Origin of the sequence: Nocardioides mesophilus, assembly GCF_014395785.1 — a bacterium.
Lineage (GTDB): Bacteria > Actinomycetota > Actinomycetes > Propionibacteriales > Nocardioidaceae > Nocardioides_B > Nocardioides_B mesophilus.
The window spans coordinates 1,288,231-1,313,629 of sequence record NZ_CP060713.1 but is presented as its reverse complement, the minus strand read 5'-3'; the positions used below and the strand labels follow the sequence as shown (position 1 = coordinate 1,313,629).

At 69.9% G+C, this 25,399-nt stretch carries 27 protein-coding genes, 1 pseudogene and 1 riboswitch; of the genes and pseudogenes, 17 read left to right on the top strand and 11 right to left on the bottom strand.

Annotated elements, in window-relative coordinates; translation table 11 throughout:
• The first annotated feature begins 70 nt into the window (after positions 1 to 70).
• The 3 genes from H9L09_RS06260 to H9L09_RS06250 are packed head-to-tail and all read left to right on the top strand — an operon-like array spanning position 71 to position 2,997.
• On the top strand, positions 71 to 1,273 hold the full coding sequence (locus H9L09_RS06260; protein ID WP_187579825.1) for a hypothetical protein: 1,203 nt from the start codon (positions 71 to 73) through the stop codon (positions 1,271 to 1,273).
• Positions 1,254 to 2,510: an MATE family efflux transporter gene (locus H9L09_RS06255; RefSeq protein WP_187579824.1), complete on the top strand. Its 1,257-nt coding sequence runs from the start codon at positions 1,254 to 1,256 to the stop codon at positions 2,508 to 2,510. Before H9L09_RS06260 ends, H9L09_RS06255 begins: the two co-directional genes overlap by 20 nt.
• Positions 2,461 to 2,997 (top strand): acyltransferase, encoded by a 537-nt coding sequence (locus H9L09_RS06250; RefSeq protein WP_187579823.1) that lies wholly within the window; start codon positions 2,461 to 2,463, stop codon positions 2,995 to 2,997. Before H9L09_RS06255 ends, H9L09_RS06250 begins: the two co-directional genes overlap by 50 nt.
• Before the next feature lie 1,028 nt (positions 2,998 to 4,025).
• Here H9L09_RS06250 and H9L09_RS06245 read toward each other — a convergent pair.
• Together H9L09_RS06245 and cysD are read right to left on the bottom strand one after the other, a co-directional pair.
• Positions 4,026 to 5,276 carry a sulfate adenylyltransferase subunit 1 gene (locus H9L09_RS06245; RefSeq protein WP_187579822.1) on the bottom strand — a complete coding sequence of 417 codons (1,251 nt, stop codon included), beginning with the start codon at positions 5,274 to 5,276 and terminating at the stop codon, positions 4,026 to 4,028.
• On the bottom strand, positions 5,276 to 6,190 hold the full coding sequence (cysD, locus tag H9L09_RS06240; RefSeq protein ID WP_187579821.1) for a sulfate adenylyltransferase subunit CysD: 915 nt from the start codon (positions 6,188 to 6,190) through the stop codon (positions 5,276 to 5,278). Before cysD ends, H9L09_RS06245 begins: the two co-directional genes overlap by 1 nt.
• Between cysD and H9L09_RS22760 the strand changes: the two genes are divergently transcribed.
• The 5 genes from H9L09_RS22760 (at position 6,176) to H9L09_RS06215 (ending at position 10,210) form a co-directional block, all read left to right on the top strand.
• Positions 6,176 to 6,715, top strand: coding sequence for a glycosyltransferase (locus tag H9L09_RS22760; RefSeq protein ID WP_425491714.1), 540 nt, complete (start codon positions 6,176 to 6,178; stop codon positions 6,713 to 6,715). The genes cysD and H9L09_RS22760 overlap by 15 nt on opposite strands.
• A complete protein-coding gene (locus H9L09_RS22415) occupies positions 6,646 to 6,792 on the top strand; it encodes a hypothetical protein (protein WP_187581056.1) in 147 nt (48 codons plus the stop codon). Before H9L09_RS22760 ends, H9L09_RS22415 begins: the two co-directional genes overlap by 70 nt.
• 595 nt (positions 6,793 to 7,387) lie before the next feature.
• Positions 7,388 to 7,999 (top strand): ArsR/SmtB family transcription factor, encoded by a 612-nt coding sequence (locus H9L09_RS06225; RefSeq protein ID WP_223164228.1) that lies wholly within the window; start codon positions 7,388 to 7,390, stop codon positions 7,997 to 7,999.
• Positions 8,000 to 8,058: 59 nt separating this feature from the next.
• Complete coding sequence (locus tag H9L09_RS06220) at positions 8,059 to 9,225, top strand: MFS transporter (protein WP_246456464.1); 1,167 nt, start codon at positions 8,059 to 8,061, stop codon at positions 9,223 to 9,225.
• Positions 9,226 to 9,538: 313 nt separating this feature from the next.
• Complete coding sequence (locus H9L09_RS06215; protein WP_187579818.1) at positions 9,539 to 10,210, top strand: hypothetical protein; 672 nt, start codon at positions 9,539 to 9,541, stop codon at positions 10,208 to 10,210.
• Between the two features lie 50 nt (positions 10,211 to 10,260).
• Here H9L09_RS06215 and H9L09_RS06210 read toward each other — a convergent pair whose 3' ends face one another.
• Entirely contained in the window at positions 10,261 to 10,575 is a 315-nt protein-coding gene (locus tag H9L09_RS06210) for a hypothetical protein (protein ID WP_187579817.1), read from the bottom strand.
• Between the two features lie 294 nt (positions 10,576 to 10,869).
• Between H9L09_RS06210 and H9L09_RS06205 the strand changes: the two genes are divergently transcribed.
• Positions 10,870 to 12,183, top strand: a complete 1,314-nt coding sequence (locus tag H9L09_RS06205) for a UDP-glucose dehydrogenase family protein (protein WP_187579816.1) — start codon at positions 10,870 to 10,872, stop codon at positions 12,181 to 12,183.
• A gap of 46 nt (positions 12,184 to 12,229) precedes the next feature.
• Here the strand turns inward: H9L09_RS06205 and H9L09_RS06200 are convergent, their stop codons facing one another.
• Positions 12,230 to 12,673 (bottom strand): hypothetical protein, encoded by a 444-nt coding sequence (locus H9L09_RS06200; RefSeq protein WP_187579815.1) that lies wholly within the window; start codon positions 12,671 to 12,673, stop codon positions 12,230 to 12,232.
• A gap of 576 nt (positions 12,674 to 13,249) precedes the next feature.
• Here H9L09_RS06200 and H9L09_RS06195 point away from each other — a divergent pair.
• The 3 genes and pseudogenes from H9L09_RS06195 to H9L09_RS06190 form a co-directional block, all read left to right on the top strand.
• Positions 13,250 to 13,930: pseudogene (locus H9L09_RS06195) on the top strand (DUF222 domain-containing protein); the annotation flags it as partial.
• Between the two features lie 9 nt (positions 13,931 to 13,939).
• Positions 13,940 to 14,152 carry an HNH endonuclease signature motif containing protein gene (locus H9L09_RS22410; RefSeq protein ID WP_281390853.1) on the top strand — a complete coding sequence of 71 codons (213 nt, stop codon included), beginning with the start codon at positions 13,940 to 13,942 and terminating at the stop codon, positions 14,150 to 14,152.
• A 77-nt stretch (positions 14,153 to 14,229) separates the two neighbouring features.
• Complete coding sequence (locus tag H9L09_RS06190) at positions 14,230 to 14,871, top strand: dihydrofolate reductase family protein (protein ID WP_246456320.1); 642 nt, start codon at positions 14,230 to 14,232, stop codon at positions 14,869 to 14,871.
• A gap of 10 nt (positions 14,872 to 14,881) precedes the next feature.
• Here the strand turns inward: H9L09_RS06190 and rfbB are convergent, their stop codons facing one another.
• Complete coding sequence (rfbB, locus tag H9L09_RS06185) at positions 14,882 to 15,865, bottom strand: dTDP-glucose 4,6-dehydratase (protein WP_187579812.1); 984 nt, start codon at positions 15,863 to 15,865, stop codon at positions 14,882 to 14,884.
• Between the two features lie 19 nt (positions 15,866 to 15,884).
• On the opposite strand from rfbB, the gene rfbA reads away from it, so the two are divergent.
• Complete coding sequence (gene rfbA, locus H9L09_RS06180; RefSeq protein ID WP_187579811.1) at positions 15,885 to 16,751, top strand: glucose-1-phosphate thymidylyltransferase RfbA; 867 nt, start codon at positions 15,885 to 15,887, stop codon at positions 16,749 to 16,751.
• A 338-nt stretch (positions 16,752 to 17,089) separates the two neighbouring features.
• Here rfbA and rfbD read toward each other — a convergent pair whose 3' ends face one another.
• Positions 17,090 to 17,947 carry a dTDP-4-dehydrorhamnose reductase gene (gene rfbD / locus H9L09_RS06175; RefSeq protein ID WP_187579810.1) on the bottom strand — a complete coding sequence of 286 codons (858 nt, stop codon included), beginning with the start codon at positions 17,945 to 17,947 and terminating at the stop codon, positions 17,090 to 17,092.
• A gap of 48 nt (positions 17,948 to 17,995) precedes the next feature.
• Here rfbD and H9L09_RS06170 point away from each other — a divergent pair, with 48 nt between their 5' ends.
• Positions 17,996 to 18,616 (top strand): dTDP-4-dehydrorhamnose 3,5-epimerase family protein, encoded by a 621-nt coding sequence (locus H9L09_RS06170; RefSeq protein WP_187579809.1) that lies wholly within the window; start codon positions 17,996 to 17,998, stop codon positions 18,614 to 18,616.
• A 30-nt stretch (positions 18,617 to 18,646) separates the two neighbouring features.
• Here the strand turns inward: H9L09_RS06170 and H9L09_RS06165 are convergent, their stop codons facing one another.
• The 3 genes from H9L09_RS06165 to H9L09_RS06155 form a co-directional block, all read right to left on the bottom strand.
• A complete protein-coding gene (locus H9L09_RS06165; RefSeq protein WP_187579808.1) occupies positions 18,647 to 19,015 on the bottom strand; it encodes a transglycosylase family protein in 369 nt (122 codons plus the stop codon).
• Between the two features lie 7 nt (positions 19,016 to 19,022).
• A riboswitch (cyclic di-AMP (ydaO/yuaA leader) is annotated at positions 19,023 to 19,212 on the bottom strand.
• A gap of 124 nt (positions 19,213 to 19,336) precedes the next feature.
• Complete coding sequence (gene folE, locus H9L09_RS06160) at positions 19,337 to 19,975, bottom strand: GTP cyclohydrolase I (RefSeq protein WP_187579807.1); 639 nt, start codon at positions 19,973 to 19,975, stop codon at positions 19,337 to 19,339.
• On the bottom strand, positions 19,972 to 20,433 hold the full coding sequence (locus H9L09_RS06155) for a hypothetical protein (RefSeq protein WP_187579806.1): 462 nt from the start codon (positions 20,431 to 20,433) through the stop codon (positions 19,972 to 19,974). Before H9L09_RS06155 ends, folE begins: the two co-directional genes overlap by 4 nt.
• 94 nt (positions 20,434 to 20,527) lie before the next feature.
• Between H9L09_RS06155 and H9L09_RS06150 the strand changes: the two genes are divergently transcribed.
• Genes H9L09_RS06150 through H9L09_RS06140 form a run of 3 tightly spaced genes read left to right on the top strand, consistent with a single transcriptional unit; the run spans position 20,528 to position 23,627 of the window.
• A complete protein-coding gene (locus tag H9L09_RS06150) occupies positions 20,528 to 21,313 on the top strand; it encodes a helix-turn-helix transcriptional regulator (RefSeq protein WP_187579805.1) in 786 nt (261 codons plus the stop codon).
• A gap of 30 nt (positions 21,314 to 21,343) precedes the next feature.
• The gene (locus H9L09_RS06145; RefSeq protein ID WP_187579804.1) at positions 21,344 to 21,820 is read left to right on the top strand and encodes a hypothetical protein; all 477 of its coding nucleotides are present in this window, start codon (positions 21,344 to 21,346) and stop codon (positions 21,818 to 21,820) included.
• Position 21,821: 1 nt separating this feature from the next.
• Positions 21,822 to 23,627, top strand: coding sequence for a glycoside hydrolase family 15 protein (locus tag H9L09_RS06140; RefSeq protein ID WP_187579803.1), 1,806 nt, complete (start codon positions 21,822 to 21,824; stop codon positions 23,625 to 23,627).
• A 63-nt stretch (positions 23,628 to 23,690) separates the two neighbouring features.
• On the opposite strand, the gene H9L09_RS06135 is transcribed toward H9L09_RS06140, so the two are convergent.
• Together H9L09_RS06135 and H9L09_RS06130 are read right to left on the bottom strand one after the other, a co-directional pair.
• Positions 23,691 to 24,077 carry a VOC family protein gene (locus H9L09_RS06135; RefSeq protein WP_246456460.1) on the bottom strand — a complete coding sequence of 129 codons (387 nt, stop codon included), beginning with the start codon at positions 24,075 to 24,077 and terminating at the stop codon, positions 23,691 to 23,693.
• A gap of 212 nt (positions 24,078 to 24,289) precedes the next feature.
• Positions 24,290 to 25,309: an LLM class flavin-dependent oxidoreductase gene (locus H9L09_RS06130; RefSeq protein WP_187579801.1), complete on the bottom strand. Its 1,020-nt coding sequence runs from the start codon at positions 25,307 to 25,309 to the stop codon at positions 24,290 to 24,292.
• Positions 25,310 to 25,399: the final 90 nt, after the last annotated feature.

The window sequence follows — 25,399 nt, the reverse complement described above, 5'->3', positions numbered from 1 at the left end:
CTTGGGCGTCGCCCTCGCGCTGGCACTAGTGATGTTGCCGATTGCCCTAGGGAACCCCAATCGGTGCGGGATGTTGCTGGTGGCTACGACGTTTCTCAGCCGAATGTCGATACCGGTTGGCGGTCTCAACTTACGTTTCGAGATGCTCGCGTGCCTCGTCGCACTAGTCGGTCTGCTGGCCTTCAAGTCTCGCGAACGCGGCGCTCGCGAGGTTGGACTTGTTGGCCTGTTAGCGCTTTGGCTTGCATGGTTGTCGGTTGTCTCGTTAACAACATCGCCATCCCCAGCAGACAGCCTCGTGATAATTGCATGGCTGGCCTTGGACCTCGTCGCGGTCATGTTTCTATTGTGGAGCGAAGTAGACGTGGCAAAGTTGGCTCTTTTCGGAGTCCGAGCTGCCGTAGTTTCAACGGCCGTTGGGGTCGTATGCTGGATCTTGGCAACACTCGGGATTGCTCGTTTCCTTGTTCAAGTCGACCCTGCTTACGGCGGATATGCTGCTTTCGCCGGTTTCTACGAAGCTAACATTTTCGCAGGAGCCATCTTGTTGTGGGCTTGCGTCGCTCAGTCGAGGCGGCTGAGCTATATAGTCAGTCCGGGGCTGGGCTTTGCTGTTTTGGTGTGCGCCCCCACCGCGGCCCTAATTAGTCATACGCGGGCAGCCTTTGTGGGATCTGCGCTTCTGGTTCTGGCCGTGTTTTGGAAGAACAGGTCCGCGGTCGTCTTTTGGTTCGTGCCAAGCGCCATCATTGCCGCGTCGGTGTTACCCGCCACCCTGCTGAACTCCCTGAATCTGGACAAGTTCGCAGAGTTGCTCGACTTCAGTGAAGGGACGGGACGCTACCGAGCGGCGACCTGGGAGAGGGCCCTCATTGATCTGCGTGATCAATCCGCATGGTTTTCGGGATTGGGCTTAAACAGTTTCGGCCAGCGCCACTTGGATCCGTCCCTGCCAGGCTCCGGGCAGGCATGGTACCTAGGCAGTCTGCCGTTGCAGATCCTCTATGACGGAGGATTGGTCAGCGTTGCGCTGCTGGCGTCTATCGCTCTCGCCGTCTATTGGCGGTGGCGTTCCAAGAACGCGGCTGTGTTTCTGGCTGCCTATCTAGTCGTGGGTGCGTCGACAAGCACCTTGTGGCTCCTTCAAACATGGGTTTTTGTCGGCATGGCCATTGCCACGAGTAAGTTCAGTGGGCCCGCTTCCCCTCTAGGTACATCCATCGAACTGGGTTCCGATCGCGGACTGGGGACAGATGTACGCGCGAGCGTTTAAGGGAATCGCTTCGATTGGTGGCGCGGAAGCGGTGGGCCGGCTGCTGACCTTTGCCTTTACGGCCATGTTGGCTCGGGAAGCTGGTCTGGAGACTCTGGGATATCTGTCACTATCCCTCGCATTAATCGCCCTCGCAACGATTGTTAGTGACGGTGGTCTTAACCAGGACGCTACCCGCCGAATCGTGGAAGGAGAGTTACCGGACAATGTCGCGGCGGTGACCATCCGGGTTCAGTTAGTGGCGGTTTTGATTCTCGCACCGTTGATCGCCCTCATTGGCTACGCTATCTACGGGCTTCCAACTGCCAAGTATGTAGTGGTGCTTTTGCCTCTTCCTTTGAGTATGGCGTTGGCGGTCCCCTACCTGCTGGACTCGCGCCGGCGATTCGCTGCGTTGGCCATATGCCGAATTGTCTTGACTGCCACAACGGCGGCGGCGGGTCTTGTCCTGTTGGCGGTGGGCGTAAGGGGTCACGCGCTTGCGTTGGCGTACGTCTGCGGCTATTGGGCAGCCTCAGTTTCGATGTGGCTCTTTGCGCGAGCCCCCGCGCGGCTTGTGCTAGCACAAGTTTCGCAAGGGGACATTCGGCCGCGTTTAAGGACGATGTCGCGGCTGGGGCTGGCAAGCATCCTGTTGCATGTATTTGTTAGTCTTCCTATTGCGATCGCTGGCCTCATTTCGGTGCATACACTCGAGACCGTAGGAGTGGTGACGAGGCTGTGGTTCTTACTGAGCGCTCCCGCGGCGATGGCTGGTGCCGTCTTAATCCCGTTGCTCGCGGGCGAAAGAGACTTAGCAAAATTCAAGGGAATCGCCGCGGTCGCTTTCTTTCTCGGATTGACCGTCTCCTTGCTCGTGTCGGTATTCAGTGAGGATCTATTGCAGTTGCTCTTCGGATACGAAGCTGGACAGGCCGCCCCTACGCTCGCTGTGTTCGTCTGGGCGCTACCGCTCATCGGCCTTGTTGCAGTCGCGTCCGCATATTTGATCGCCCACCGCTTGGATGGCTGGATCGCGGCAAGCTACGGACTGGCGATCGCGATATTTCTTTTCACCACGTTCGTATTGGGGGGCCCGGTCCCGAAGGCGTTGGACTTGGCGAGGGCTTGGGTCAGCGCGTACATGATTCTCGCACTGGTGCTGGTGCTTCGCTCTCTGGGTACGAAGAATTCGAAAGGATGGTCCGATGATTCGCAAGCTGGGGGCACGACTCACGCGGTTCAGCGAGAGGGCTAGAGCTCAGTTTTACGGCGCCTTTGTCCACGGGGTCAAAGTTGAGGGCAAAACCCGTGTTGGGCGTGGGGCGACTTTACGAGTTCAGTCGGGAGGTCGCATCGCTCTTCGAGACGCCCGCATCGAACCATTCGCGCGACTGGACGCCTCCGCTGGGGCCAACCTCGATATTGGCAGTGCGTTCATCGGGCGCTATGTGATCGTCGCCGCCCGCGAATCGGTCGAGATCAGCGACGAATGCAGGATCGCCGAATGGTCCACAATCCGCGACCATGAGCACGTGTACTCGCCCGAGACCGGATCGATATCGGATGAATGGACGACAGCCCCCATCGTCCTGGAGCGGCGCGTTTGGGTGGGTTCAAAGGCGACCATCACTGCCGGAGTCACTATCGGGGCACGTTGCGCCGTGGGCGCGAACGCAGTGGTCACTAAATCATTCGCGCCGGGATCCGTGATAGTTGGAGTGCCAGCGAGGAAATTGAACTAGTTGTGCAGCTGAGGCAGGTCGGTGATTCGCTCCAACGCTAAGGTCTGGCGTTCGTAGATGGGTGACGGTCGTCCGGTCGGGTGGGCTGTCCTGAACTCATTGGAGCGTTTGGCCAGCGGAGGCCTCATTTTTCATGCAAGTATCCCCTGAAGACACCGGCTTGTAGGAGTGCAAATCGCGCGCTCCCCCTCTGCGATTGAGGTGTGATCGCTAGGGCCAGCCGCGGCGGATCCTTGCTTCCTAGCTGACCGTCACTAGCTCCACGCATGGGGCGCGCTGTGGGGCCAGAGGAGGGCGGATCTGAGGATCCGAAGACTCGCGCGTCGAGCGTGCCGTCGTAGTTGATGGCGCCATGGACTCGGGCCGTCTGGACACCGCTGATGCCCGGAGCCTGGCCGAGCCAGACGTGGCTGAGGGCGCGACCACCGGCGAGCCGAACAAGCTCGCCTTCGGATGGCGAGCGATCCGGCCGCATTGAGCAAGGCTGGGCCAGACCGCGAGCTACCTGCGATGGCTTTGGTGAATGCCGTCAAGCGCCGAAGCCGAGGCTCGAGAATACGTTTTGTACGATCCGTAGGGGCAACCCTACGGATTGCTCGCGCCGAGCCTCACGACGATGAGAAGGTGGGCGACCGCGGCTCCCATCCTCTACCGCGCCGTGCCTTGGTACGCCCACCGGGCGCCGACCTAGCCGACGAGCTTAGATTCATAAATCACCGGCGGGTGCCACCGGCCTGCGGTGAAAGCCGTGACGCCCACCTGCCCTCGGCCGAAGACTGAACCTGCAGTAACGAGTCTTCCCGAGACGCGATATTTCCCTTGCTCGCGCGGCGGAGCGAATGCAACCGCAAGCGGCTCGACCCAACTTTTCGCGGGCAAGTGACTACCACGCGATTGGCATTAAGGCTTCCAGTATGCCAGTGATGTCGCGTTTCATGGCCCGATCGCCTAGTGCCGCCTGCCGAACGCCGGGAATCCGGGCGCGCTAATTCGGCCCCGCAACACCTATCGAGGGAGTCGCGTTGCCTCTAGGATCCGGAGTTGATCATGCCCGCGCCGACGGTGACGCCGGTGGCCTCGTCGATCAGGATGAACGACCCGGTGGTCCGGTTCTTGGAGTAGGGGTCGCACAGCAGCGGGACGGTGGTGCGCAGCTGCACCCGGCCGATCTCGTTGAGCCCGAGCTCCTTGGTCTCCTGGTCGCGGTGCAGGCTGTTCACGTCGAGGCGGTACTGGATGTCCTTGACCATCGCGCGACCGTTGCGGGTCGTGTGCTTGATGGCGAGCTTCTGCCGCGGCTTGAGCGGCTCGTTGGTCATCCAGCAGATCATCGCGTCGATGTCCTGGCTGGGCTTCGGGGCGTTCGCCGGGCGGGCGATCATGTCGCCGCGGCTGACGTCGACGTCGTCCTCGAGCCGGACGGTGACCGACATCGGCGGGAACGCCTCGTCGATCTCCTTGTCGAACAGGTCGATGCCGGCGATCTTGCTGGTCAGGCCGCTGGGCAGCACGACGACCTCGTCGCCGGGCTTCAGCACGCCGCCGGCCACGCGGCCGGCGTAGCCGCGGTAGTCGTGGTACTCGTCGGACTTCGGGCGGACGACGTACTGCACCGGGAAGCGGGTGTCGACCAGGTCGCGGTCGGAGGCCACGTGCACGTGCTCGAGGTGGTGCATGAGCGACGGGCCGTCGTACCACGGCATGTGCTCGGAGCGGGTCACCACGTTGTCGCCCTTGAGCGCCGAGATCGGGATGATCTCCAGGTCCGGGATGTTCAGCTTCGTCGCGAACGACGTGAACTCGCGGTGGATCTCGTCGTAGACCTTCTGGTCGTAGTCGACGAGGTCCATCTTGTTGACCGCGAGCACCAGGTGGGGGACCCGCAGCAGCGACAGGATCACCGCGTGCCGGCGGGACTGCTCGGTCAGGCCCTGGCGGGCGTCGACGAGCACCAGGCCGAGGTCGGCGGTGGAGGCGCCGGTGACCATGTTGCGGGTGTACTGCACGTGCCCGGGGGTGTCCGCGATGATGAACTTGCGCTCAGGCGTCGCGAAGTAGCGGTAGGCCACGTCGATGGTGATGCCCTGCTCGCGCTCGGAGCGGAGCCCGTCGGTGAGCAGCGCCAGGTCGGTGTAGTCGTAGCCCTTGGACTGCGAGGTCGACTCCACCGCCTCGAGCTGGTCCTCGAAGATCGCCTTGGCGTCCAGCAGCAGGCGGCCGATCAGCGTCGACTTGCCGTCGTCGACCGAGCCGGCGGTCGCGAAACGAAGCAGGTCCATCAGAAGTAGCCTTCCTTCTTGCGGTCTTCCATGGCTGCTTCGGAGAAGCGGTCGTCGCCACGGGTGGCGCCGCGCTCGGTGACCCGGGCGACGGCGATCTCCTCGATGATCTCGGCGGTGGTGCTGGCGGTGCTCTCGACGCAGCCGGTCAGCGTCATGTCGCCGACGGTGCGGAAGCGGACCGTGCGTTCCTCGACGGTCTCGTTGCCCTTGGGCTGGACCGCGTCGGACTCGGAGAGCAGCATCCCGTCGCGCAGGATCACCCGGCGCTGGTGGGAGAAGTAGATCGAGGGGATCTCGATCTGCTCCCGGTGGATGTAGTCCCAGATGTCCAGCTCGGTCCAGTTGCTCAGCGGGAAGATCCGCATGTGCTCGCCGCCGTGGATGCGGCCGTTGTAGAGGCTCCACAGCTCGGGGCGCTGCATCTTCGGGTCCCACTGGCCGAACTCGTCGCGGTGGGAGTAGACGCGCTCCTTGGCGCGGGCCTTCTCCTCGTCGCGGCGGCCGCCACCGAAGGCGGCGGTGAAGCCCTCCTCCTCGATGGCGTTGAGCAACGTGCCGATCTGGAGCCGGTTGCGGCTGGTCTTGCCGTCGTCGACGACCACGCCGTTCTTGATGGCGTCGTCGACGGAGGCGACGACCATGCGCACGCCCAGCCGGTTCACCCAGTGGTCGCGGGTCTCCAGCACCTCGGGGAAGTCGAAGCCGGTGTCCACCTGGAGCATCGGGAAGGGGATCTTCGCGGGGAAGAACGCCTTCTCGGCCAGGCGGAGCATCACGATCGAGTCCTTGCCGCCGGAGAACATCAGGACCGGCTTCTCGAACTCGGCCGCGACCTCGCGGAAGATCTGGATCGACTCGGCCTCGAGCTCGTCGAGCTGGCTCAGGCGGTAGTCCGCATGCGTGGTGGTCATGAGCTTGGGTGTGGCCTCTCGTCGGGAGCAGGCGCCATGCTACCGAGTCAGCGGCGCCGGGGCGATTTGGGCGCGGCTCGTCCTATCTGTGCTTTTCACGCCTTGCCCCGTATCGTCTGTCTTCCGGCCCGGGGGGTCCGGCCCTGCCGCCTGCCCGCCCACCAGCACGCCGTCAGAGCCGGAGGGGGCCCCAAGCGGACCCGCCTCACGATCGAGGCCGTCGCCGAGGTGCGCATGGCCCTCCCCGATCTGACGCTCGACGTCGTCGGCAACGGGCCGGAGCTCGAGCGGCTCAGGGCTCTGGCCACGCAGCTCGGACTCGATGACGTCGTCACTTTCTACCCGGGATGCTCCAACGAAGTGCGCGACCAGCTTGCCGCCTCCGCATGGCTTGCGGTCAACGCTCGGAAGGCGAAGGCTGGAGCATCTCCGTCATCGAGTCCGACGCACTGGGCATGCCCGTGCTCGCCTACGCCCGTCCCGGTCTTCGAGACTCGATCCACCCTGGCACGAACGGGTGGTTGATCGCCGACGAGATTCCCCTGTCCTCCGGCATCGCCGACGCCCTGGACCAGGGCGGGATGCGGAATTCGCCGAATTGAGGACGTTGCCGCTTGCTGCATGTGGACAGGCAGGTTGGCGTCTTGAGCTGCGCTGCTGAGCGTGAACTCTGGTCAGGCGTGGCCAACGTGCCTGTTCATCTGCCCAAGCCCGGAGCTGCCGCGGTCCGCGCGGGTGTCGCCGATGACAGGGCGTGTCGGAGCCGCCCAGGGGTAGTTCGACGAGTGGCGCACGTGAGGGGCCTGGGAATCGCCTCGACGGGTGTCCAGTGGGCCGCGCCGGACTGGATCTCTAGTTCGAGAGTGCCGAGCCACTTCTCTTCGGCGGCCTCCCCAGCCCGCGGTGCATCGACGGGGACGAGAGTGATCTGCCTCGACTCGACGCGGACCCTCTCCGTCCCTCCGGAAAGACGAACGGACCGAACGCGCCCGCCGTCTCGCTTCCTCCCGTCTGCCGTCGCGTTCAGCAGCCATGCAACCGAGACCGGGGATGGCGCAGCGCCCTTTGGGGCCGAGGTCCCGCCAGGCGCGCCCTGTCGGCAGTCACGGCGGCCCATCCATCTCGTCAGGCATACGGCGCTCAGGACTTATACAAGGGGCCTTGTAGGTGGGCGCTCGCCGGCCGCAGGCTAGAGGTGTGACCCGCAAAACGGCTGAGCTCCGGCACCGCATCGACGACGTCAGTACCGACCTGATCGACGTCCTCGTCGCTCTGCACCACCCGACCCGGCGATGGTTGGTGGAGTTGCTGTACGTCGAGGGGCCGGCCACGGTGGGCGGGCTCGCCGCGCGCACCGGGCTGGCGGTTGGGTCGGTGAGCCACCACCTCAAGCCGCTGCACCGGCAGGGGTTCGTCGAGCCGGCGCCCGAGCTGGCCCGCGACTCCCGGGAGAGTTGGTGGCGGGTGACCGAGCGCCAACTGTCGTGGAGCGCCGAGGACTTCGCGCCCGACAGCCTGGGCCGCAAGGTCGCAGACCAGGCGGAGCTCGAGAACTTCCGGCACCAGGCACGCGCCGCTCAGCAGTGGCTCAAGGAAGTGGGCCAGGCGACGCCGCAGTGGCGGCGCGCGGCAGGCTCGACCGACAGCCTGGTCCGGGCCACCCCCGAGCAGACCAAGGACCTGCACCAGCGCCTGGGCGCCGTCCTCCAGGCGTGGACCGAGGAGGTCAAGACCGAGAAGCCGGCGCCCGACAGCCGGATGGTCCGGGTCATCCTGCGGATGTTCCCCAGCAGGGCGGTGCGACCGTGAGCGCCACCTCAGCGCCGGCCCTGCTGGGGGCCGCACCGCCGCCGGTGCGTCGCGACCCGATGGTGCTGACCTGGCTCGCGGGCACCACGATCTCGGCGTTCGGCGACGCGGTGTGGACCGTCGCGCTCGCGTGGACCGCCGTACAGACGGTGTCGCCGACGCTCGCGGGCGCCGTGCTCGCGGCCGAGATGTTCCCGCAGGCGATCCTCGTCCTCCTTGGCGGCGTGCTGGCAGACCGCTTCGACCCACGGCGCATCCTGGTCCTCGGCCAGGTGGCCCGGGCTGTCGTGCTTGCGCTCGGAGCGCTCGCGTGGCACGCCGGGTCCGACGGCGCCGCGACGTTGTTCGCCATCGCACTGACCTTCGGGGTCGTCGCGGGGCTGACCGTCCCGTCTGGCGGGCCGCTGCTGCGGGAGTTCGTCCATCCCGACGACTTCGGCACCGTGATGGGCTGGCAGCAGGTCCTCGGCCGCACCATGCGCCTCCTGGGCGCGCCGGCGGGCGGCGTCATCGTTGCCTTGTACGGCCCGGTGGCCGCGATGGTGATCGACGGCGCATCGTTCGCGTTCATCGCGCTGGTGCTCGCCCTGGTCGTGCGGGCCCGGTATGCCGTGCCGCGCGCCGCACACGCCCGCTGGCGGGAATCCTTCTCCGACGGTGTCGCCTACCTGAGGCGCAGCCCGACGGCGCGCATCTTCATCACGGGGCTGACCGCGCTGAACGTGTTCGTGACCCCGGTCGTAGCACTCGGGCTGGCGATCCGCGTCGACGGTTCCGGCTGGGGTGCGCACTGGCTCGGCTTCGCCGACGGCACCCTGGCGGTCGGCGCGATCGCCGGAAGCCTGCTCGCGATCCGCTGGCCGCCGTTGCACGCCGCGCGGACCGGGTTCAGGGTCCTGGTGCTGCAAGGCGTAGGGCTCGCGATCGTGGGCATGCCGTCCCTGCCGGCCGTGCTGCTGGGGATGTTCACGGTCGGGGTGACGGCCGGCATGGCGTCGGTCTGGCTGTCGGGCGCGTTCCTCAAGGCGATCGACCCGGAGTACACCGGCCGCGTCTCTTCGGTCACCAGCCTCGGGGACATGACCCTGATGCCGCTCTCTCTGCCGGTGCTCGGCGCGATCGCGGGAGCCACCAGCGTGCTGACCTCAACGCTGATCTTCGGGCTCACGATGTCCTTGCTATGCCTGACCTTCGCGACCCGTAAGGCCATCGCGACCCTGACGTGACTCAGGCCGTCCCGGAGGTGTACCGGGTCACGGACCTCCAGCACGAGCATTCCCCTTCAAGCCGCGGGTGCTCAGGAGGATGTGCGGGGCTCGTCGTCCGCTCATGTCGAAGTTCATTCATGAAGGCCGCTTCATACCGGCTCCAATGTGCCGCCCCTAGAACGTCCGCATTTGCCGCGGATAGTGAAAGCGCGGTGATGCCGATGTGCCTTCGTAGAGGCACGACAACGCTTAACCGCCGGATGTACCGTGAGCTGTCGGCTCGACATGTGGCGATTTCCGAGAGCGTCAGTGCGTCACGAAGTCCTGCCTGATGTCATCGGAGAACGAGGGAGTCGACATGGGGCATCCGGCTCGACCTCGGGGTGATGTGGCGCGGGCGAAGTCGGGGCGGTCCGCGGCGTACTGGGGGATCGCCTTCGTTGTCCTCCTCCTGGTCAGCGCAGGCATGGTGTCGGTGCCGGGTGAGCAGGATGGGGTCCCCTTCGTTCGCGATTTCTACCAGGACCACAGCGGGGTCATCGTGACCGCGCAGGTCATCGGGCTGGCCGCGGCTGTTGCCTTTCTTGGCTTTGTACGCAGGCTGCAGCACAGCGGCTGGGTCGGCGCTGCCCCATGGGTGCTCGTCAGTGGGGCTGCGGTCGCCGGCACGGCCGTGCTGACCGCCGTACCGCCGCTCCTGCTTTCGCAGGTGGCGGGATCAGCCGGGGACGGCACGGTCAGGTCACTGGCTCTTGCCTCTGATCTGACCGACGTCGCACTGTTCGTCGCCATCGCGGTCTTCAGTGGAGCGGTGACCGTCGCAGTGAAGAGCACGTGGGTGCGAGCGGTTTCCGCGGTCGTCGCGCTGCTGAGTGGGCTGCGGGCCGTCCTCCTGTTGGCCGGTAGCGCGGCGCTGGAAGTCGCCGCGCCGATGGCCTTCATCGTGCTGGTCCTGTGTCTTGCTTGGTGCTGCTGGCGGTGGCGCGGCTCCGCTTCGGGGTAGGCGCATTCCGCCGCCGAGTCCCGCTGGGCCGCTAAGGGCGCACGTGAGGCTCAGCCCTCGTCCCGGACGAAGTGCCAGTCCTTGCCGTCCGCGGCCACGACTGGCCCCGCGGCGTCGCCCCCGATTCCACCTCCACGCTGCTGCACGCGGATCCCGCCAGAGGCGCCGTCGCTGACGGTGACATGAAAGGGGATGACACCGTCGCTCGACCGGCCTATGGGAACAGAACGTGGTCGCACTCGAATACCTGTTCCGGTCGCGACCATCGTCACTTGCCCGCCGCCGCTGGGGGTGACGCAGGCATAGACCACCACCGCAGTGCCGTAGGAGTGCCGCTCCCCGGACCAGTCGGTACCAATCACCATCCCCGGATCTCCGCCGGCGTGCGGCAGGTCATCGCAGTCGCCCGAACGCGTTGGCGCCGCGTGGGGTCCGGGCGCGGAGTCCGTGGACACACTCTGTCCGCATCCCGACACCGCCGCAGCCAGGCCGACGGCGGCAAGCAAGCTCCGCCCCTTCCGAGTTCTCACGACCATCTGACGTCTCGGTTCGGCCAACGGTTCCCGTTGAACGCAACTCGCATGCCGTGTTCCGTGCGGACGTCTGGGCCGCCCGATGCAGTCGCGTTCGAACAGCACACGCCCAGTAAACTCCGGCAAATGCGGATCTCGGTCTTCGGTTGCGGATATCTCGGTGCGGTCCACGCCGCCTGCATGGCGAAGCTCGGCCATGAGGTGGTGGGGATCGACGTCGTCGAGCACCAGGTCGCCTCGCTGTCCCGCGGCGAGGCGCCGTTCTACGAGCCCGGGCTCCCCGAGCTGCTCCGGGAGGCGCTCGACACCGGCCGGCTCACCTTCACCTCCTCCGCCGCGGCCGCCGCCGACGCGGAGGTGCACTTCGTCTGCGTCGGCACCCCGCAGAAGAAGGGCGAGAACGGCGCCGACCTCACCTACGTCCACGCGGCCATCGCAGACCTCGCGCCGCACCTGAAGCCCGGCGACGTGGTCGTCGGCAAGTCCACCGTGCCGGTCGGCACCGCGGAGCTGCTCCTGGAGACGATCCGCGCCACCCAGCCCGAGGCCACGCTGATCTGGAACCCGGAGTTCCTCCGCGAGGGGCACGCGGTCAAGGACACGCTGCACCCGGACCGGTTCGTCTACGGGACCACCCCCGACGAGGCCGGCGCGAGCGCTGCCGCCCGGCTGGACGAGGTCTACGCCCAGGCGCTCGGCGAGGGCACCCCCAAGATCGAGACCGACCTGGCCACCGCCCAGCTGGTCAAGGTCGCCGCCAACTCGTTCCTGGCCACCAAGATCTCCTTCATCAACGCGATGGCCGAGCTGTGTGAGAAGACCGGCGCCGACGTCACCAGCCTCGCCGACGCCATCGGCCTCGACGATCGGATCGGCCGCAAGTTCCTCAACGCCGGCCTCGGCTTCGGGGGCGGCTGCCTGCCCAAGGACATCCGGGCGTTCATGGCCCGCGCCGGCGAGCTCGGCGCCGACCAGGCGCTCACCTTCCTGCGCGAGGTCGACGCGATCAACATGCGGCGGCGCGTCCGGATGGTCGACCTGGCCCGCGAGGTCTGCGGCGGCTCCATCGTCGGCCGGCAGATCGCCGTCCTCGGGGCGGCCTTCAAGCCCGAGAGCGACGACGTACGCGACTCGCCCGCGCTCAGCGTCTCCGCGCAGATGCAGCTGCAGGGCGCGCAGGTCCGGGTCACCGACCCGCGGGCGATCGAGAATGCGCGCAAGAAGTGGCCGGACCTGACGTTCGTCGAGACCGTCGAGGAGGCGGTCGCCGACGCCGAGGTGGTGCTGCTGCTGACCGAGTGGCGGGAGTACCTCGACCTGGAGCCGCAGGTCATCGCCAAGCTCGTCGAGGTGCCGCGGATCGTGGACGGGCGCAACTGCCTGCAGCCGGAGCAGTGGCGCGCCGCCGGGTGGACGTACCGGGCGCTCGGGCGGCAGTGATTCCTGGCCCCTTCGCGGGCGCCGTTCGGCGCGCGCGTCGTTCGGGTCAGGCGGTGGCTGGGGCGGCGAGCGTCGTACGCCGCGACCGCGCCCGCCGGCCCCATCGGTAGCCGATCCACGGCATCGCCGCGCTGATCGCCCAGATGCCCGCGGCACAGCCGACGACCGCCACCCACTGCCCGGTCGTCAGGTCGTCCTTCATGACGAACTGCAGCTCGCTGATCCCGATCGCGATCGCGCCGACCGCCATCAGGAACGACGTGACGACGAGCACCGCCACCCGCAGCAACCAGTGCCAGGGCAGCAGGCCGGCCGTCGCCGCTCCCACGGCGGACAGCACGAAGATTGTGGTGATCGCCGCCGTCGCGACCAGGGTGAACGACGGCTCCTCGTCGCGCACCAACGTCACCAGCCGCATCAGCAGCCGGGCCAGCAGACCGCCGGCCACTCCCAGTCCCAGCGCGCGCAACAGCGCCCCCGTCCTCGTCATGCGCGAGATCCTCCCGTTTGCGGGCGGGCGGCGGCTATGGCCCGATCGACCCATGTGCGGCCTGGCTCGCGGGCTCGGGGTCGCGAGCCGGGTTTCGTCCACCGGGCGCCGGGGGTGGGCCCCTTCCACATCTTTCGAACAGGTGCTCGAGCCGGGGGTCGGGTTTCCGTAGCGTCGTACCCATGACCAGCACGCAGACCCCGCCACCGGCTGACACCCAGCAGGCGCCCGGGTCTGCGTCCTCCGACGGCGGCCCGCCGCAGCACCCGATCGCCGCCTTCGCCGTCCGCCTCGACGCCGTCCTCGACACCCTCGCCGACGCGCCCGCCTGGGCGATGACCCCCGCGGAGCGTCGTACGGCGCTGCTGCGGCTCCAGCGTGCCGAGAGCCGGTTCACCGAGCTGAGGCTCAGACTCCTCGCCAGCGCCGACAACGACGACATCGGCCAGGACGAGGCGGCGTCCAGCACCGCGGCCTGGCTGGCCCACCACACCCGTCTGGAGCGGCCGCGGGCGCACGCCGAGGTGCGGCTGTCGCACCAGCTCGACACCCACGACCTCACCCGCCGCACGCGGCGAGGTCAACGCCGCGCAGGCCAAGGCGATCATCGACGCCGTCGACGACCTGCCCAACGACGTGCCGGTCGAGGACCGCGCCCGCGGCGAGCGCCACCTGGTCGCGGCCGCCGCCGAGCAAGACGCCAAGGCGCTCCGGCTGCTCGGCCGGCACCTGCTGACCGTGCTTGCCCCGGAGGAGGCGGATCGCCGGATCGGCGAGAAGCTCGAGCAAGAGGAGCGGGAGGCGCGGCGCAAGGTCAGCCTGAAGTTCCGCTCCAACGGCGACGGCACGATGAGCGGCACCTTCAAGCTGCCGACGCTGCAGGCCCGAATGCTGGAGAAGATCGTGAACGCGCTGGTCGCCCCGGCCCGGGTCGGCCCGGAGGCGCGGCACGACGAGGAGGGCCGGGCGGTGCCGCAGCACGAGCTGCTCGGGCGAGGCTTCGTCGAGCTGATCGAGCGCTTCCCGCGCAAGAAGCTGCCGAAGGCGGGCGGCATCAACGCCACCGTCGTGGTCACGATGACCCTCGAGCAGCTGCTCGGCGACCTGGGCGTCGCCGGTCTCGACACCGGCGACGAGATCTCGGCCGGGGAGGCCCGCCGGCTCTGCGCCGGGGCCAACCTGATCCCGCTGGTGCTGGGCGGCGACTCCGTCCCGCTCGACGTCGGGCGGAGCCGGCGCTTCCACGACGACTACCAGCGGATCGTGATGGGCTTCAGCGACAAGACCTGCACCGTCGAGGGCTGCGACCGTCCGGCGTCGTGGAGCCAGGCGCACCACAAGATCCCGTGGGCCGACGGCGGCCGGACCTCCGTCGAGGACGGCCGGCTCGCGTGCTCGTTCCACCACCATCGGATCCACGACAAGGCCTACCGCGCCATCTACCTCGACAACGGCAAGATCCGGCTGATCCGCCAATAGGAGCCGGCGTGATGACATCGGCGCGGCATCGCAGTCCAATAGAGCGACGCCGCCGCAGTTCAGGAGGAGCAGCAGTGATGCAGTTGGTTCGGGTGCACAACTTCACCGTCTCCAGTGACGGGTACGCCGCCGGCGAGGGCCAGAGCCTGGAGCGACCCTTCGGCCACGCCGACCCCGGGGTGCTCTTCTCCTGGGCAGCGGCGACGGCGAGCTGGTCGCTGCGCACCGACCCCGGGGGCAGCCGCGGGCTGGACGACTACCTGGTGCGGGAGTTCGACCGCAACATCGGCGCCGAGATCATGGGCCGCAACAAGTTCGGCCCGCAACGCGGCCCCTGGGTGAACGACGAATGGCAGGGCTGGTGGGGGGAGGAGCCGCCGTTCCACACCCCGGTGTTCGTGATGACGCATCACGAGCGGCCCTCGTTCACGCTGGCCGACACGACCTTCCACTTCGTCAGTGGCGATCCCGCGACGGTCCTGGAGCTGGCACTCGCAGCCGCCGACGGCAAGGACGTCCGGCTGGGTGGTGGCGCCAACACCATTCGCCAGTTCCTGGACGCCGACCTCATCGACACGCTGCACGTCGCGGTGGCCCCCGTGGAGCTCGGGGCCGGGTCCCGGCTGTGGAGCTCGCCCGAGGAGCTCCTCGACCGGTACCACTGTGACGTCGTGCCCAGTCACGGCGGCGTGGTCCACCACCTGTACTGGCGGCGCTGACCGACTCCGCTCAGAGAGCGGCGCGGGTCTTGAGCGGCTCCCACCAGGCGCGGTGGGTGCGGAACCACTCCACGGTGTCCGCGAGCCCCTGCTCGAAGGGGACCCGCGGCTCGTAGCCGAGCTCGGTGCGGATCTTGCCGATGTCCACCGAGTAGCGCAGGTCGTGGCCGAGCCGGTCGGTCACCTTCTCGACCCGGTCCCAGTCGGTGCCGGTGGCCTGCAGCAGCAGCGCGGTGAGCTCCTTGTTGGTGAGCTCGGTGCCGCCGCCGATGTTGTAGACCTCGCCGGGCCGGCCGCCCTCCAGCACGAGGTGGATGCCCCGGCAGTGGTCGTCGACGTGCAGCCAGTCGCGGACGTTCGCGCCCTCGCCGTACAACGGCACCGAGCCGCCGTCGATCAGGTTGGTGACGAACAGCGGGATGACCTTCTCCGGGAACTGGTAAGGCCCGTAGTTGTTCGAGCAGCGGGTCACGCACACCGGCACCCCGTGGGTGCGGAAGTAGGCGCGGGCCAGCAGGTCCGAGGACGCCTTCGAGGCGGAGTACGGCGAGTTCGGCTCCAGCGGCCGCTCCTCGTCCCACGAGCCCACGCTGATCGAGCCGTAGACCTCGTCGGTCGAGACGTGCACGAACTTCTCCACCCCGACCCGCAGCGCCGCGTCGAGCAGCGTCTGGGTGCCGACCACGTTGGTCATCACGAAGTCGGCCGCGCCGGTGATCGACCGGTCCACGTGCGACTCGGCGGCGAAGTGCACGACCGCGTCCGCGTCCCCGATCAGCTTCTCCATCAGCGGCGCGTCGAGGATGTCGCCCTGCACGAACTCGAGCCGCTCGTCGTCCTTGACCGGGTCGAGGTTCGCCAGGTTGCCGGCGTAGGTCAGCTTGTCGACCACCGTGACGTGCTCGGGCTCCTGCCCGCCCCACGCTCCGGTGAGCACTGAGCGCACGTAGTGCGACCCGATGAATCCTGCCCCGCCCGTGACCAGAAGCCTCATGGGCGGCACACTAACCGACATGCGCGGCATCATCCTGGCCGGAGGCAGCGGCACCCGACTGCACCCCATCACCCACGGGATCAGCAAGCAGCTGGTGCCGGTCTACGACAAGCCGATGATCTACTACCCGCTCACCACCCTGATGCTGGCCGGGATCCGCGACGTCCTGATCATCACCACCCCGCAGGACGCGGCGCAGTTCGAGCGGCTGCTCGGCGACGGCTCCCAGTTCGGGGTGAGCATCAGCTACGCCCAGCAGCCCTCGCCCGACGGCCTCGCCCAGGCGTTCACGATCGGCGCCGACTTCATCGGCGGCGACACCAGCGCGCTGGTCCTCGGCGACAACCTCTTCTACGGCCCCGGCTTCGGCCGCCAGCTCGGCCGGTTCGCCGACCTCGACGGCGCGGCGGTCTTCGCCTACCGGGTCTCGGACCCCACGGCGTACGGCGTCGTGGAGTTCGACCGCTTCGGCAAGGCGCTGTCGCTGGAGGAGAAGCCGGAGCACCCCAAGAGCAGCTACGCGATCCCGGGGCTCTACTTCTACGACAACGACGTCATCGAGATCGCCCGCGACCTCAAGCCGTCGGCGCGCGGGGAGTACGAGATCACCGACGTGAACCGCGCCTACCTCGAGCAGGGCCGGCTCGCCGTCGAGGTGCTCGAGCGAGGCTTCGCCTGGCTCGACACCGGCACCTTCGACTCACTCAACGACGCCTCCAACTTCATCGCCACCATCGAGCACCGGCAGGGGCTCAAGGTCGGCTGCCCCGAGGAGGTCGCCTGGCGGCAGGGCTTCCTCACCGACGACGAGCTGCGCCAGCGCGGCGAGGCGCTACGCAAGTCCGGCTACGGGGAGTACCTGCTCCGCCTCCTCGCCGAGGAGTAGCGGGCCGTTCCGCGGGCGCGGAGCTAGGGCAGTGGGGGTTGCTCGCGCGCCGCCCGACCGGCGAGCTTCTCGGTCAGGACGCGGTTCGTCGCACCGAGGCGCAGCCCGGCGGCGAACGCGCACGGTACGAGCAGACTCAGGATCACAATCAACATCGTGGCCCCCCAGCCGGTAGGTCCCCTACCGGCCAGTGAAGCACGTCACACCCTGGTCGCGTGGCCGATTTGTCGGTTCGGCACCGCCGCGCCGGGAGCCGGAGCCGGACAGGTCCACGAGCTCTTCCTGGACCGCGCAGGACCCGACCAGCGCCGTTCGCGGCGGGGCGGGAGACGGCGGGACTACCCGGACTGCCCCAGGACGCTGTCGGCGGCCTGCTGCCACCGGGCCAGCCAGTCGCCGATCGGCTCGACGCCGGCCCGGCGCAGGGCGTCGTGGCCGAGCACCGAGTAGGCCGGGCGGGGAGCCGGGCGCACGAACGCCGCGGACGTGGTGGGGTGCACGATCTCGGGGTCCAGCCCGGCGGCGGCGACCACTGCGCGGGCGAAGTCGAACCAGCTGCCCTGACCCTCGCTGGTCGCGTGGTAGGTCCCGGCCGGGGCGTCCGCACGCACCAGCCGCAGCACCAGGTCGGCGACGTCGCGGGTCCAGGTCGGCTGCCCGACCTGGTCCTCGACCACGTCGACCGAGCTGCGCTCGCGGGCGACCCGGGCGATCGTCCTCGGGAAGCAGCCGCCGTGGGCGCCGTAGAGCCACGCGGTCCGCACCACCAGGTGCCGGTCCGGGAGCGCCGCCCGCACCGCCTGCTCGCCGGCGGCCTTGGTGCGGCCGTAGGCGGAGGCGGGGGCCGCCGGCGCGTCCTCCGGGTACGGCGTCGTGGCGGCCCCGTCGAAGACGTAGTCGGTGCTGACCTGCACGAGCCGGCCGCCGTGCCGTGCGACCGCCTCCGCGAGCACCCGCGGGCCCTCGCCGTTGATCCGCAGCGCGGCGTCCTCGGCGGTCTCGGCGTCGTCGACCGCGGTCCACGCCGCGCAGTTCACCACCACGTCGTGACCGGGGACGGCCGCGTCGACGGCGGCGGGGTCGGTGATGTCGAGCTCGGCCCGCGGCGCCGCGGTGACCTCCTCGCCGGCGGCGCGGAGCAGCTCCACGACGTCGTACCCGAGCATCCCGGCGGACCCGGTCACCAGCCAGCGCACGGCGGCTCCTCACCCCTCGACGACACGGCGTTCCGTACCCTAACCGCCATGGACATCCGTGAGCTCTCGGTCCCCGGTGCCTTCGAGGTCGTCCCGGTCGTGCACGGCGACGACCGCGGATCCTTCCACGAGTGGTTCCGCCGGGACCGGTTCGAGGAGGCCACCGGGCACCGGTTCCGACTCGCCCAGGCGAACGCCTCGGTCTCCGCCGCCGGCTCGCTGCGCGGCATCCACTTCGCGCAGGTGCCCCCCGGCCAGGCCAAGTGGGTGACCTGCCTGCGGGGTGCGGCGCTCGACGTGGTCGTCGACATCCGGGTCGGCTCGCCGACGTACGGCCAGTGGGACTCGGTGCAGCTCGACGACCGGGACCGGCGCGGGATCTACCTCGCCGAGGGGCTCGGGCACGCGTTCCTGGCGCTCGAGGACGACACCGTGATCACGTACCTGTGCTCGGAGCCGTACGCGCCGGGCCGCGAGCACGGGGTGCACCCGCTCGACCCGGCGATCGGGATTGACTGGCCGACCCAGGGCCGCGACGGCCAGCCGATCGAGCCGCTGCTGTCCGCGAAGGACGAGCAGGCCCCGACGCTCGCGGAGGCGGAGCGGCAGGGCCTGCTGCCGACGTACGCCGACAGCCAGGCCTACGTCGAGAGGCTGCGCCGCGGCTGACCGCGGCGCAGCCCCTCACCCGCTGCGGGCTCAGTGGCAGCGCGGCCAGGTGTTCGGCCACGCGTGCGAGCCGCCCTGCGGGGCGCGACCCGACCAGCCCGTGTAGGCGACGCGCTTGGCGACCGCGATCTGCTCGGCGCGGGTGGCGCGGTGCGGGTAGGCGTTGCCCGAGAGCTTCGGGCCGCCGTAGTAGCGCCACGTCGACAGCGAGAACTGCAGGCCGCCGTAGTGACCGTTGCCGGTGTTGATGTGCCAGCGGTGGGTGGACTCGTAGTGGGCGATGCAGTCCCACGAGGTGGCGCCGGAGTGGGCGCTGGCGGGGAGGGTGGTCGCGGTCAGCGAGGCCATCAGCGCGACGACGAGCAGGAGGGTGTGCCGGAGGGCAAGGCGCACAGGCATGCCAGGGTTCCTTTCCACGCCTGTGAGGTGAGCTGTCGGGTTAGGGCCGAAAGGTGCCCTGCCACCGGCGGCCGACGAGTCGGTCCGGTGGCTTCACCCCGAGCGGTGGCGCGCTGTCCGGGGACAGCACGTTCATCGCGAGGAACCTGGGTCCCCCACTCCTGCCCGTTCTATGTGTCGAGGGATGGGACGGGGCGGCGGGCAGGACTCGGCGTCACCGCACCCGGGATCCAGTGTGTAACCCGTCCGCCGAATCCCAATCATCGGACCAGACAGATCCGCATCCCTATGCCCGGGTTGCGCCTCCGGTGTCCCGGAAAGTCACCGGCGATGACGGGTCAGCGAGAGGAACTCGGCGCGGGAGGCCGGGTCCTCGCGCAGGGTGCCGAACAGCACCGAGGTGACCGTCCGCGCCCCCACGGCGCGGACGCCGCGCAGGCTCATGCAGGTGTGCTCCGCCTCGATCACCACGCCCACGCCGCGCGGGGACAGCTGGTCGCGCAGGTGCTCGGCGATCTGCTTGGTCAGCCGCTCCTGGGTCTGCGGCCGGTGGCCGAAGAAGTTCACGACCCGGGCGAACTTCGACAGTCCGAGGATCCGCTGGTCCGGGAGGTAGCCGATGTGGGCCACCCCCACGAACGGGAGCATGTGGTGCTCGCAGACCGACCGCACCGGGATGTCCTCGACGAGCACCAGCTCGTCGTACTCCTCGGTGTTGGGGAACGTCGTGAGCTCGAAGTCGCGCACGGTCAGCATCTCGGCGAACGCGTGCGCCATCCGGCGGGGCGTCTCCGCCATGTCGACGGTGTCCAGCGGCAGCCCCAGCGCGCCGAGCAGGTCGGCCGCCCCGCGCTCGGCCGCGGCCAGATCCACCGGGGCCGCCTCGTGCGCCACCCGCGGCCGCCAGGCCAGCAGGTTCGACGCGGTGCCGGCGGCCCCGGCCGGTGGGCGCGAGCTCATCGGGCGGTCCGGTCGACGCCGTGGCGGTCGTACGTCGTGGCCAGCCGGGCCAGGGCGAGCGCGCCGACGAGGAGGCCGAAGTCGCGCAGCGCGATGTCGTAGTACTCGCCGGTGCTGACCAGGTCCACGATGATGCCGAGCAGCCAGGCCGCGACCACGTAGCCGCCGATCGCCGGCCGCAGCGCCACCAGGACGCCGGCGACGATCTCGACCACGCCGATCGCGAGCATGGCCTGGTGCGCGGTCCCCGGGACGAGGTCGTTGATCCACGGGGCGAGGTAGGCCTCCCAGTCGGTCATCAGGCCGAAGAACTTGTCCAGGCCGAACAGGATCGGCGCGACGGTGAACACGGTGCGCAGCAGCACGAACGCCTGCCGGGCGCCCTCGTCGCCGTTGAGGGAGTGGCCGGGGTGGGTGAGGTGGGCGAGCGAGGCGGGGGAGAAGCGGGTGTGACTCATGGTGGCCTCCTCAGGCTCTAAAGGTGTATAGTGTGGACGTTAGAACTTATGAAGTCTTCCGTCAATAGATTCGTCTTTTAGAAGGAGCGGTGCGGTGACCGAGGAGCTCGCGGAGCAGGTGGCCGGGGTGGGTGCGCTGGTGGAGCCGGCGCGACGCGCGCTGTACCTCTACGTCGCCTCCGAGCCCGACGCGGTGAGCCGCGAGCAGGCCGCGGCCGCGGTCGAGCTGCCGGTGCACTCCGCGAAGTTCCACCTCGACCGGCTGGTCGAGGAGGGCCTGCTCGACGTCGAGTTCCGCCGGCTCTCCGGGCGGACCGGTCCCGGCGCGGGCCGGCCCTCGAAGCTCTACCGGCGCTCCGCGCGCCAGCTCTCGGTCTCGCTGCCCGAGCGGCACTACGACCTCGCCGGCGACGTGCTGGCCGCCGCGATCGACCGGTCGGTCCGGGACGGCGTCCCGGTGCAGGAGGCGGTCCGGGTGACCGCCGCGGAGCAGGGGCGGCGGATCGCCGCGGCGTACGTCGAGGAGGCGGGCGCCGAGCGAGCGGGCGCGCCGGGCGCGCCGGCGTACCAGGGCGGCGCGGAAGCCGGCGGGCGCCACAGCGCGGAGGACGCGGGGCGCGGCGGCGACGACCTGGGGCGTACGGCGGACGTGCTCAGCCGTCACGGCTACGAGCCGCGCACCGCCGACGACGAGGTCTGCCTGGCCAACTGCCCCTTCGACCGGCTTGCCACCGAGCACACCGAGCTGGTCTGCGGGATGAACCTCGCCCTGATCGACGGGGTGATCGAGGGTCTGGACGCCGGCGGGGTCGGCGCGGAGCTCGCGCCGCAGCCCGGGTTCTGCTGCGTGAAGGTCTCCCGACGCGAGGCCGTGTCGTGAACGGCGCGCGGAGAGTCGCCGGAGGCTGACATGGACTGGGCCGGCTGGGCTGTCTTCGGGCTGGTGGCCACCGCCGCGCTGACCGCGGTGATGACCAGCGCCCAGCTGGCCGGGCTGAGCCGGATGGACCTGCCGCTGCTGCTCGGCACCGCGGTCTCCGAGGACCCGGACCGGGCGCGGGTCGCCGGCTTCTTCCTGCACCTCGGGTTCGGGCAGCTGTTCGCGCTCGGCTACGCCGCCTTCTTCGCGCTGCTCGGCCGGGCGACCTGGTGGCTGGGCGGCCTGCTCGGGCTGCTGCACGTCGCGGTCGCGCTGCTGGTGCTGCTGCCGCTGCTGCCCGGCCTGCATCCGCGGATGGCCTCGCACCGGGCCGGGCCCGACAGCAGCGCGGTGCTCGAGCCGCCCGGCCTGCTCGCCCTCAACTACGGGGTGCAGACCCCGACGGTCACCGTGCTCGCCCACGTCGTCTACGGCGTCGTGCTCGGCCTGCTGCTCGGGGCGGGCTGAGATGCGACCGATCGCCGACTACGGCCTGCTCGGCGACACCAGGACCGCCGCGCTGGTCTCCGGCGACGGCTCGGTGGACTGGCTGTGCGCGCCCCGCTTCGACGGCGACCCGGTGTTCGGCCGGCTGGTCGGCGGCGCCGAGGCGGGCAGCTTCCGGCTCGGCCCGGCCGCCGGGGCCCCGGTCGTGAGCCGCCGCTACCTGCCGGGCACCGCGACCCTGGAGACCACCTGGGCGACGCCGGGCGGCCGGCTGACGCTGACCGAGGGCATGGTCGCGGAGGTGTCGGGCCGGATGCTGCCCGCGACCCTGCTGGTGCGGCGGCTCTCCGCCGAGGGCGGCGTCTGCGAGGCCGTCGTCGAGCTCGACCCGCGGCTCGGGGAGGACCACCGACGGCCCCGGACCAGCTGCCGGGGAGACGCCCTGGTGTGCAGCTGGGGAGCGCTGGCGCTGTCGCTGGGCTGCGACGCGCCCGCGCCGGTCGAGGTCGGCGGCCGGACGCCGGTCACCGTCACCCCCGGCCGGCCAGTGACGTTCGTCCTCGCGCTCGCGCACCGGGAGCCGATCATCCAGGTGCCGCCCGCGGCCGCCTGGGCGCTGCTCCTCGCCGACCAGGACCGGTGGCGGGCGTGGTGCGCCCGGATCGCGGCGGACCTGCCGTTCCGGGAGGCCGTGGTCCGCAGCCTGCTCACCCTGCGGCTGCTCACCTACTCGCCGTCCGGTGCGCCAGTGGCCGCGCCGACCACCTCGCTGCCCGAGCTGGCCGGCGGCAGCCGCAACTGGGACTACCGCTTCGCCTGGCCCCGCGACGCCAGCCTCGGGATCGGGGCGTTCCTCGGCGTCGGGCTGGTCGAGGAGGCCCGGAGCTTCCTGTGGTGGCTGCTGCACGCCAGCCGGCTGCACCGGCCCCGGCTGCCGGTGCTGCTCACCCTGGACGGCCGCCGGCCCGCGCCCGAACGCACGCTCCGTGGCTGGCCCGGCTACGCCGGGAGCGTGCCGGTCCAGGTCGGCAACGGGGCGGCCGACCAGCACCAGCTCGACGGCTACGGCTGGGTGGTCGACGCCGCGTGGCTGCTCGTGCAGTCCGGGCACCCGCTCTACCCCGAGACCTGGCGGGCGGTCCGCGGCTTCACCGACGAGGTCGTCCGGCGCTGGCCCGAGCCGGACGCCGGGATCTGGGAGGTCCGCGGCGACGAGGCCCACCACGTGCACTCCAAGCTGATGGCCTGGACGGCGCTGGACCGCGCGCTCCGGATCGCGCGCAGCCACCGGCTCCCAGCCCGGCAGCGGCGCCGGTGGGAGGCGGCCCGGGAGGCGCTCGGCGCCGAGCTGAGGGAGCGCGGCTTCGACGCCGACGCGGGCACCTACACCCGCACCTACGGGTCGAGGGACCTCGACGCGGCGCTGCTGGTGCTGCCGCTCACCGGGCTGGACCCGCCCGGCTCGGACCGGGTCAGCGGGACGGTCGATGCGATCCGTCGCGAGCTCGGCGCCGGCGGGCCGCTGCTGTACCGCTACCCGCCCGGGCACGACGGGCTGCCCGGGACGGAGGGGGCGTTCCTGCCCTGCTCGTTCTGGCTGGTGCAGGCGCTCGCCGGGACCGGGCGCCGGGCCGAGGCCGTCGAGCTGTTCGAGGAGCTGTGGCGCCGCGCCACCGGGCTCGGGTTGTACGCCGAGGAGATGGACCCCGCGACCGGTGAGCACCTGGGCAACTTCCCGCAGGCGCTCACCCACGCGGCGCTCGTCCAGGCCGCCCTGGCGCTGCGCGAGGTCAGCGCCCGCCCAGCCGTGCGGGTCCCGACCGCCTGACCCCGCATCCTGACCTCGCCGTCTGGCCCTGCGGCCTGGTGGCGACCTGCCGGTGCTCCGGGCTCAGCTCTCCACGGGCAGGTCGACCTCCTGGGAGATCTGCTGCAGCGCCCAGGAGTTGCCGTCGGGGTCGCTGAAGTAGGCGTAGCGCACGCCGCCGCCCATGTCGCTGACCTCCGAGACCTCGACCCCGTTGTGGATCAGCGCCTCGCGGGTGAGCTCGACGTCGTCGACCACCAGGTGCAGGCCGCGCACCGGAGCCGCGTCGGGCTCGCTGATGCCGACCCCGAACACGACCGAGCAGGCCGATCCGGGCGGGGTGAGCTGGACGACGCGCATGCCGATGCCCGGCTCCACGTCGTGGTCGACGTGGAAGCCGACCCGGTCGGCGTAGAACGCCTTGCTGCGCTCGACGTCGGTCGAGACCAGCGGCACCAGCTCGAGTCGCATGTCCACAACGCACTCCTTCGACCGCACGGTGGGCGGCGTCACGGCAGGCCTGCCGGGGCCACGACCGCCGGCGCGGCGACGTGGGGGACCAACCTACGCAGGTCGGCCGCTCGACGGGAGCCGGCAGGCACCACCGCGCTCGGCCGGGCGCCCGCATCGGTCGCGTGCCGGGGACGCGTGCCTTCCGCCTGCCGGAGAACGGCCGAGGTCGCTCAGCGCCAGCCGAGGGCGGGGGCGAGGTCGCTCAGGACCGCGTCGAGGACGTGCGCGTTGTAGTCGACGCCGAGCTGGTTCGGCACGGTCAGCAGCAGCGTGTCGGCCGCGGCGACCGCCTCGTCCTCGGCCAGCTCCTTGACCAGCTGCTCCGGCTCACCGGCGTACGTCTTGCCGAACCGGGCCCGGCCGCCCTCGAGCTGGCCGACCTGGTCCTGGCCGCCGGCCTCGTGGCCGAAGTACGCCCGGTCCAGGTCGTTGACCACCGGGAAGATGCTGCGGCTGACCGAGACCCGCGGCTCGCGAGGATGGCCGGCCGCCTTCCACGCGTCGCGGAACCGCTGGATCTGCTCGGCCTGGAGCTGGTGGAACGGGACGCCGGTGTCCTCGGTGAGCAGCGTCGAGCTCATCAGGTTCATGCCCTGCTCGGCGGTCCACTCCGCGGTACGCCGGGTCCCGGCGCCCCACCAGATCCGCTCGCGCAGCCCGGGGGAGTGCGGCTCGATCCGCAGCAGGCCGGGCGGGTTGGGGAACATCGGTCGTGGGTTCGGCTCGGCGAACCCCTCGCCGCGCAGCACCTCGAGCAGCACCCGGGTGTGCTCACGGGCCAGGTCGGCGTGGTCGGTCCCCTCCGCCGGCACGTGCCCGAAGTAGCGGAACCCGTCGATGACCTGCTCCGGTGACCCCCGGCTGATGCCGAGCTGCAGCCGGCCGCCGGCGATCAGGTCCGCGGCCCCGGCGTCCTCGGCCATGTACAGCGGGTTCTCGTAGCGCATGTCGATCACGCCGGTGCCGATCTCGATCCGGCTGGTCCGCGCGCCGACCGCGGCGAGCAGCGGGAACGGCGAGGCCAGTTGGCGCGCGAAGTGGTGCACCCGGAAGTACGCCCCGTCCGCGCCGAGCTCCTCGGCGGCGACCGCGAGCTCGATCGACTGCAGCAGCGCGTCGGAGGCCGAGCGGGTCTTCGAGTGCGGTGACGGCGACCAGTGGCCGAAGGACAGGAACCCGATGTTCTTCACGAGGCGGGAACAACGCCGGGACCCCGATCTCTTCCCCCCGGCGGCCGGGGGCCTCCCCTCCCCGGCCCCCGGCCGCCGCCGCTCGTCCGC

Bases quoted from the DNA above. Each gene is read 5' to 3' on its own strand.
- H9L09_RS06135 (WP_246456460.1), bottom strand. From the start codon at position 24,077: ATGCGACTCGAGCTGGTGCCGCTGGTCTCGACCGACGTCGAGCGCAGC.
- H9L09_RS06220 (WP_246456464.1), top strand. From the start codon at position 8,059: ATGGTGCTGACCTGGCTCGCGGGCACCACGATCTCGGCGTTCGGCGAC.
- H9L09_RS06155 (WP_187579806.1), bottom strand. From the start codon at position 20,433: ATGAGTCACACCCGCTTCTCCCCCGCCTCGCTCGCCCACCTCACCCAC.
- H9L09_RS06215 (WP_187579818.1), top strand. From the start codon at position 9,539: ATGTCATCGGAGAACGAGGGAGTCGACATGGGGCATCCGGCTCGACCT.
- H9L09_RS22415 (WP_187581056.1), top strand. From the start codon at position 6,646: ATGCCCGTGCTCGCCTACGCCCGTCCCGGTCTTCGAGACTCGATCCAC.
- rfbA (WP_187579811.1), top strand. From the start codon at position 15,885: ATGCGCGGCATCATCCTGGCCGGAGGCAGCGGCACCCGACTGCACCCC.
- H9L09_RS22410 (WP_281390853.1), top strand. From the start codon at position 13,940: ATGGGCTTCAGCGACAAGACCTGCACCGTCGAGGGCTGCGACCGTCCG.
- H9L09_RS06140 (WP_187579803.1), top strand. From the start codon at position 21,822: ATGCGACCGATCGCCGACTACGGCCTGCTCGGCGACACCAGGACCGCC.
- H9L09_RS22760 (WP_425491714.1), top strand. From the start codon at position 6,176: ATGCGTGGTGGTCATGAGCTTGGGTGTGGCCTCTCGTCGGGAGCAGGC.
- H9L09_RS06145 (WP_187579804.1), top strand. From the start codon at position 21,344: ATGGACTGGGCCGGCTGGGCTGTCTTCGGGCTGGTGGCCACCGCCGCG.
- H9L09_RS06245 (WP_187579822.1), bottom strand. From the start codon at position 5,276: ATGGACCTGCTTCGTTTCGCGACCGCCGGCTCGGTCGACGACGGCAAG.
- H9L09_RS06210 (WP_187579817.1), bottom strand. From the start codon at position 10,575: ATGGTGATTGGTACCGACTGGTCCGGGGAGCGGCACTCCTACGGCACT.
- cysD (WP_187579821.1), bottom strand. From the start codon at position 6,190: ATGACCACCACGCATGCGGACTACCGCCTGAGCCAGCTCGACGAGCTC.
- H9L09_RS06250 (WP_187579823.1), top strand. From the start codon at position 2,461: ATGATTCGCAAGCTGGGGGCACGACTCACGCGGTTCAGCGAGAGGGCT.
- H9L09_RS06205 (WP_187579816.1), top strand. From the start codon at position 10,870: ATGCGGATCTCGGTCTTCGGTTGCGGATATCTCGGTGCGGTCCACGCC.
- H9L09_RS06255 (WP_187579824.1), top strand. From the start codon at position 1,254: ATGTACGCGCGAGCGTTTAAGGGAATCGCTTCGATTGGTGGCGCGGAA.
- H9L09_RS06165 (WP_187579808.1), bottom strand. From the start codon at position 19,015: ATGCCTGTGCGCCTTGCCCTCCGGCACACCCTCCTGCTCGTCGTCGCG.
- H9L09_RS06170 (WP_187579809.1), top strand. From the start codon at position 17,996: ATGGACATCCGTGAGCTCTCGGTCCCCGGTGCCTTCGAGGTCGTCCCG.
- H9L09_RS06190 (WP_246456320.1), top strand. From the start codon at position 14,230: ATGCAGTTGGTTCGGGTGCACAACTTCACCGTCTCCAGTGACGGGTAC.
- H9L09_RS06260 (WP_187579825.1), top strand. From the start codon at position 71: ATGTTGCTGGTGGCTACGACGTTTCTCAGCCGAATGTCGATACCGGTT.
- H9L09_RS06200 (WP_187579815.1), bottom strand. From the start codon at position 12,673: ATGACGAGGACGGGGGCGCTGTTGCGCGCGCTGGGACTGGGAGTGGCC.
- rfbB (WP_187579812.1), bottom strand. From the start codon at position 15,865: ATGAGGCTTCTGGTCACGGGCGGGGCAGGATTCATCGGGTCGCACTAC.
- folE (WP_187579807.1), bottom strand. From the start codon at position 19,975: ATGAGCTCGCGCCCACCGGCCGGGGCCGCCGGCACCGCGTCGAACCTG.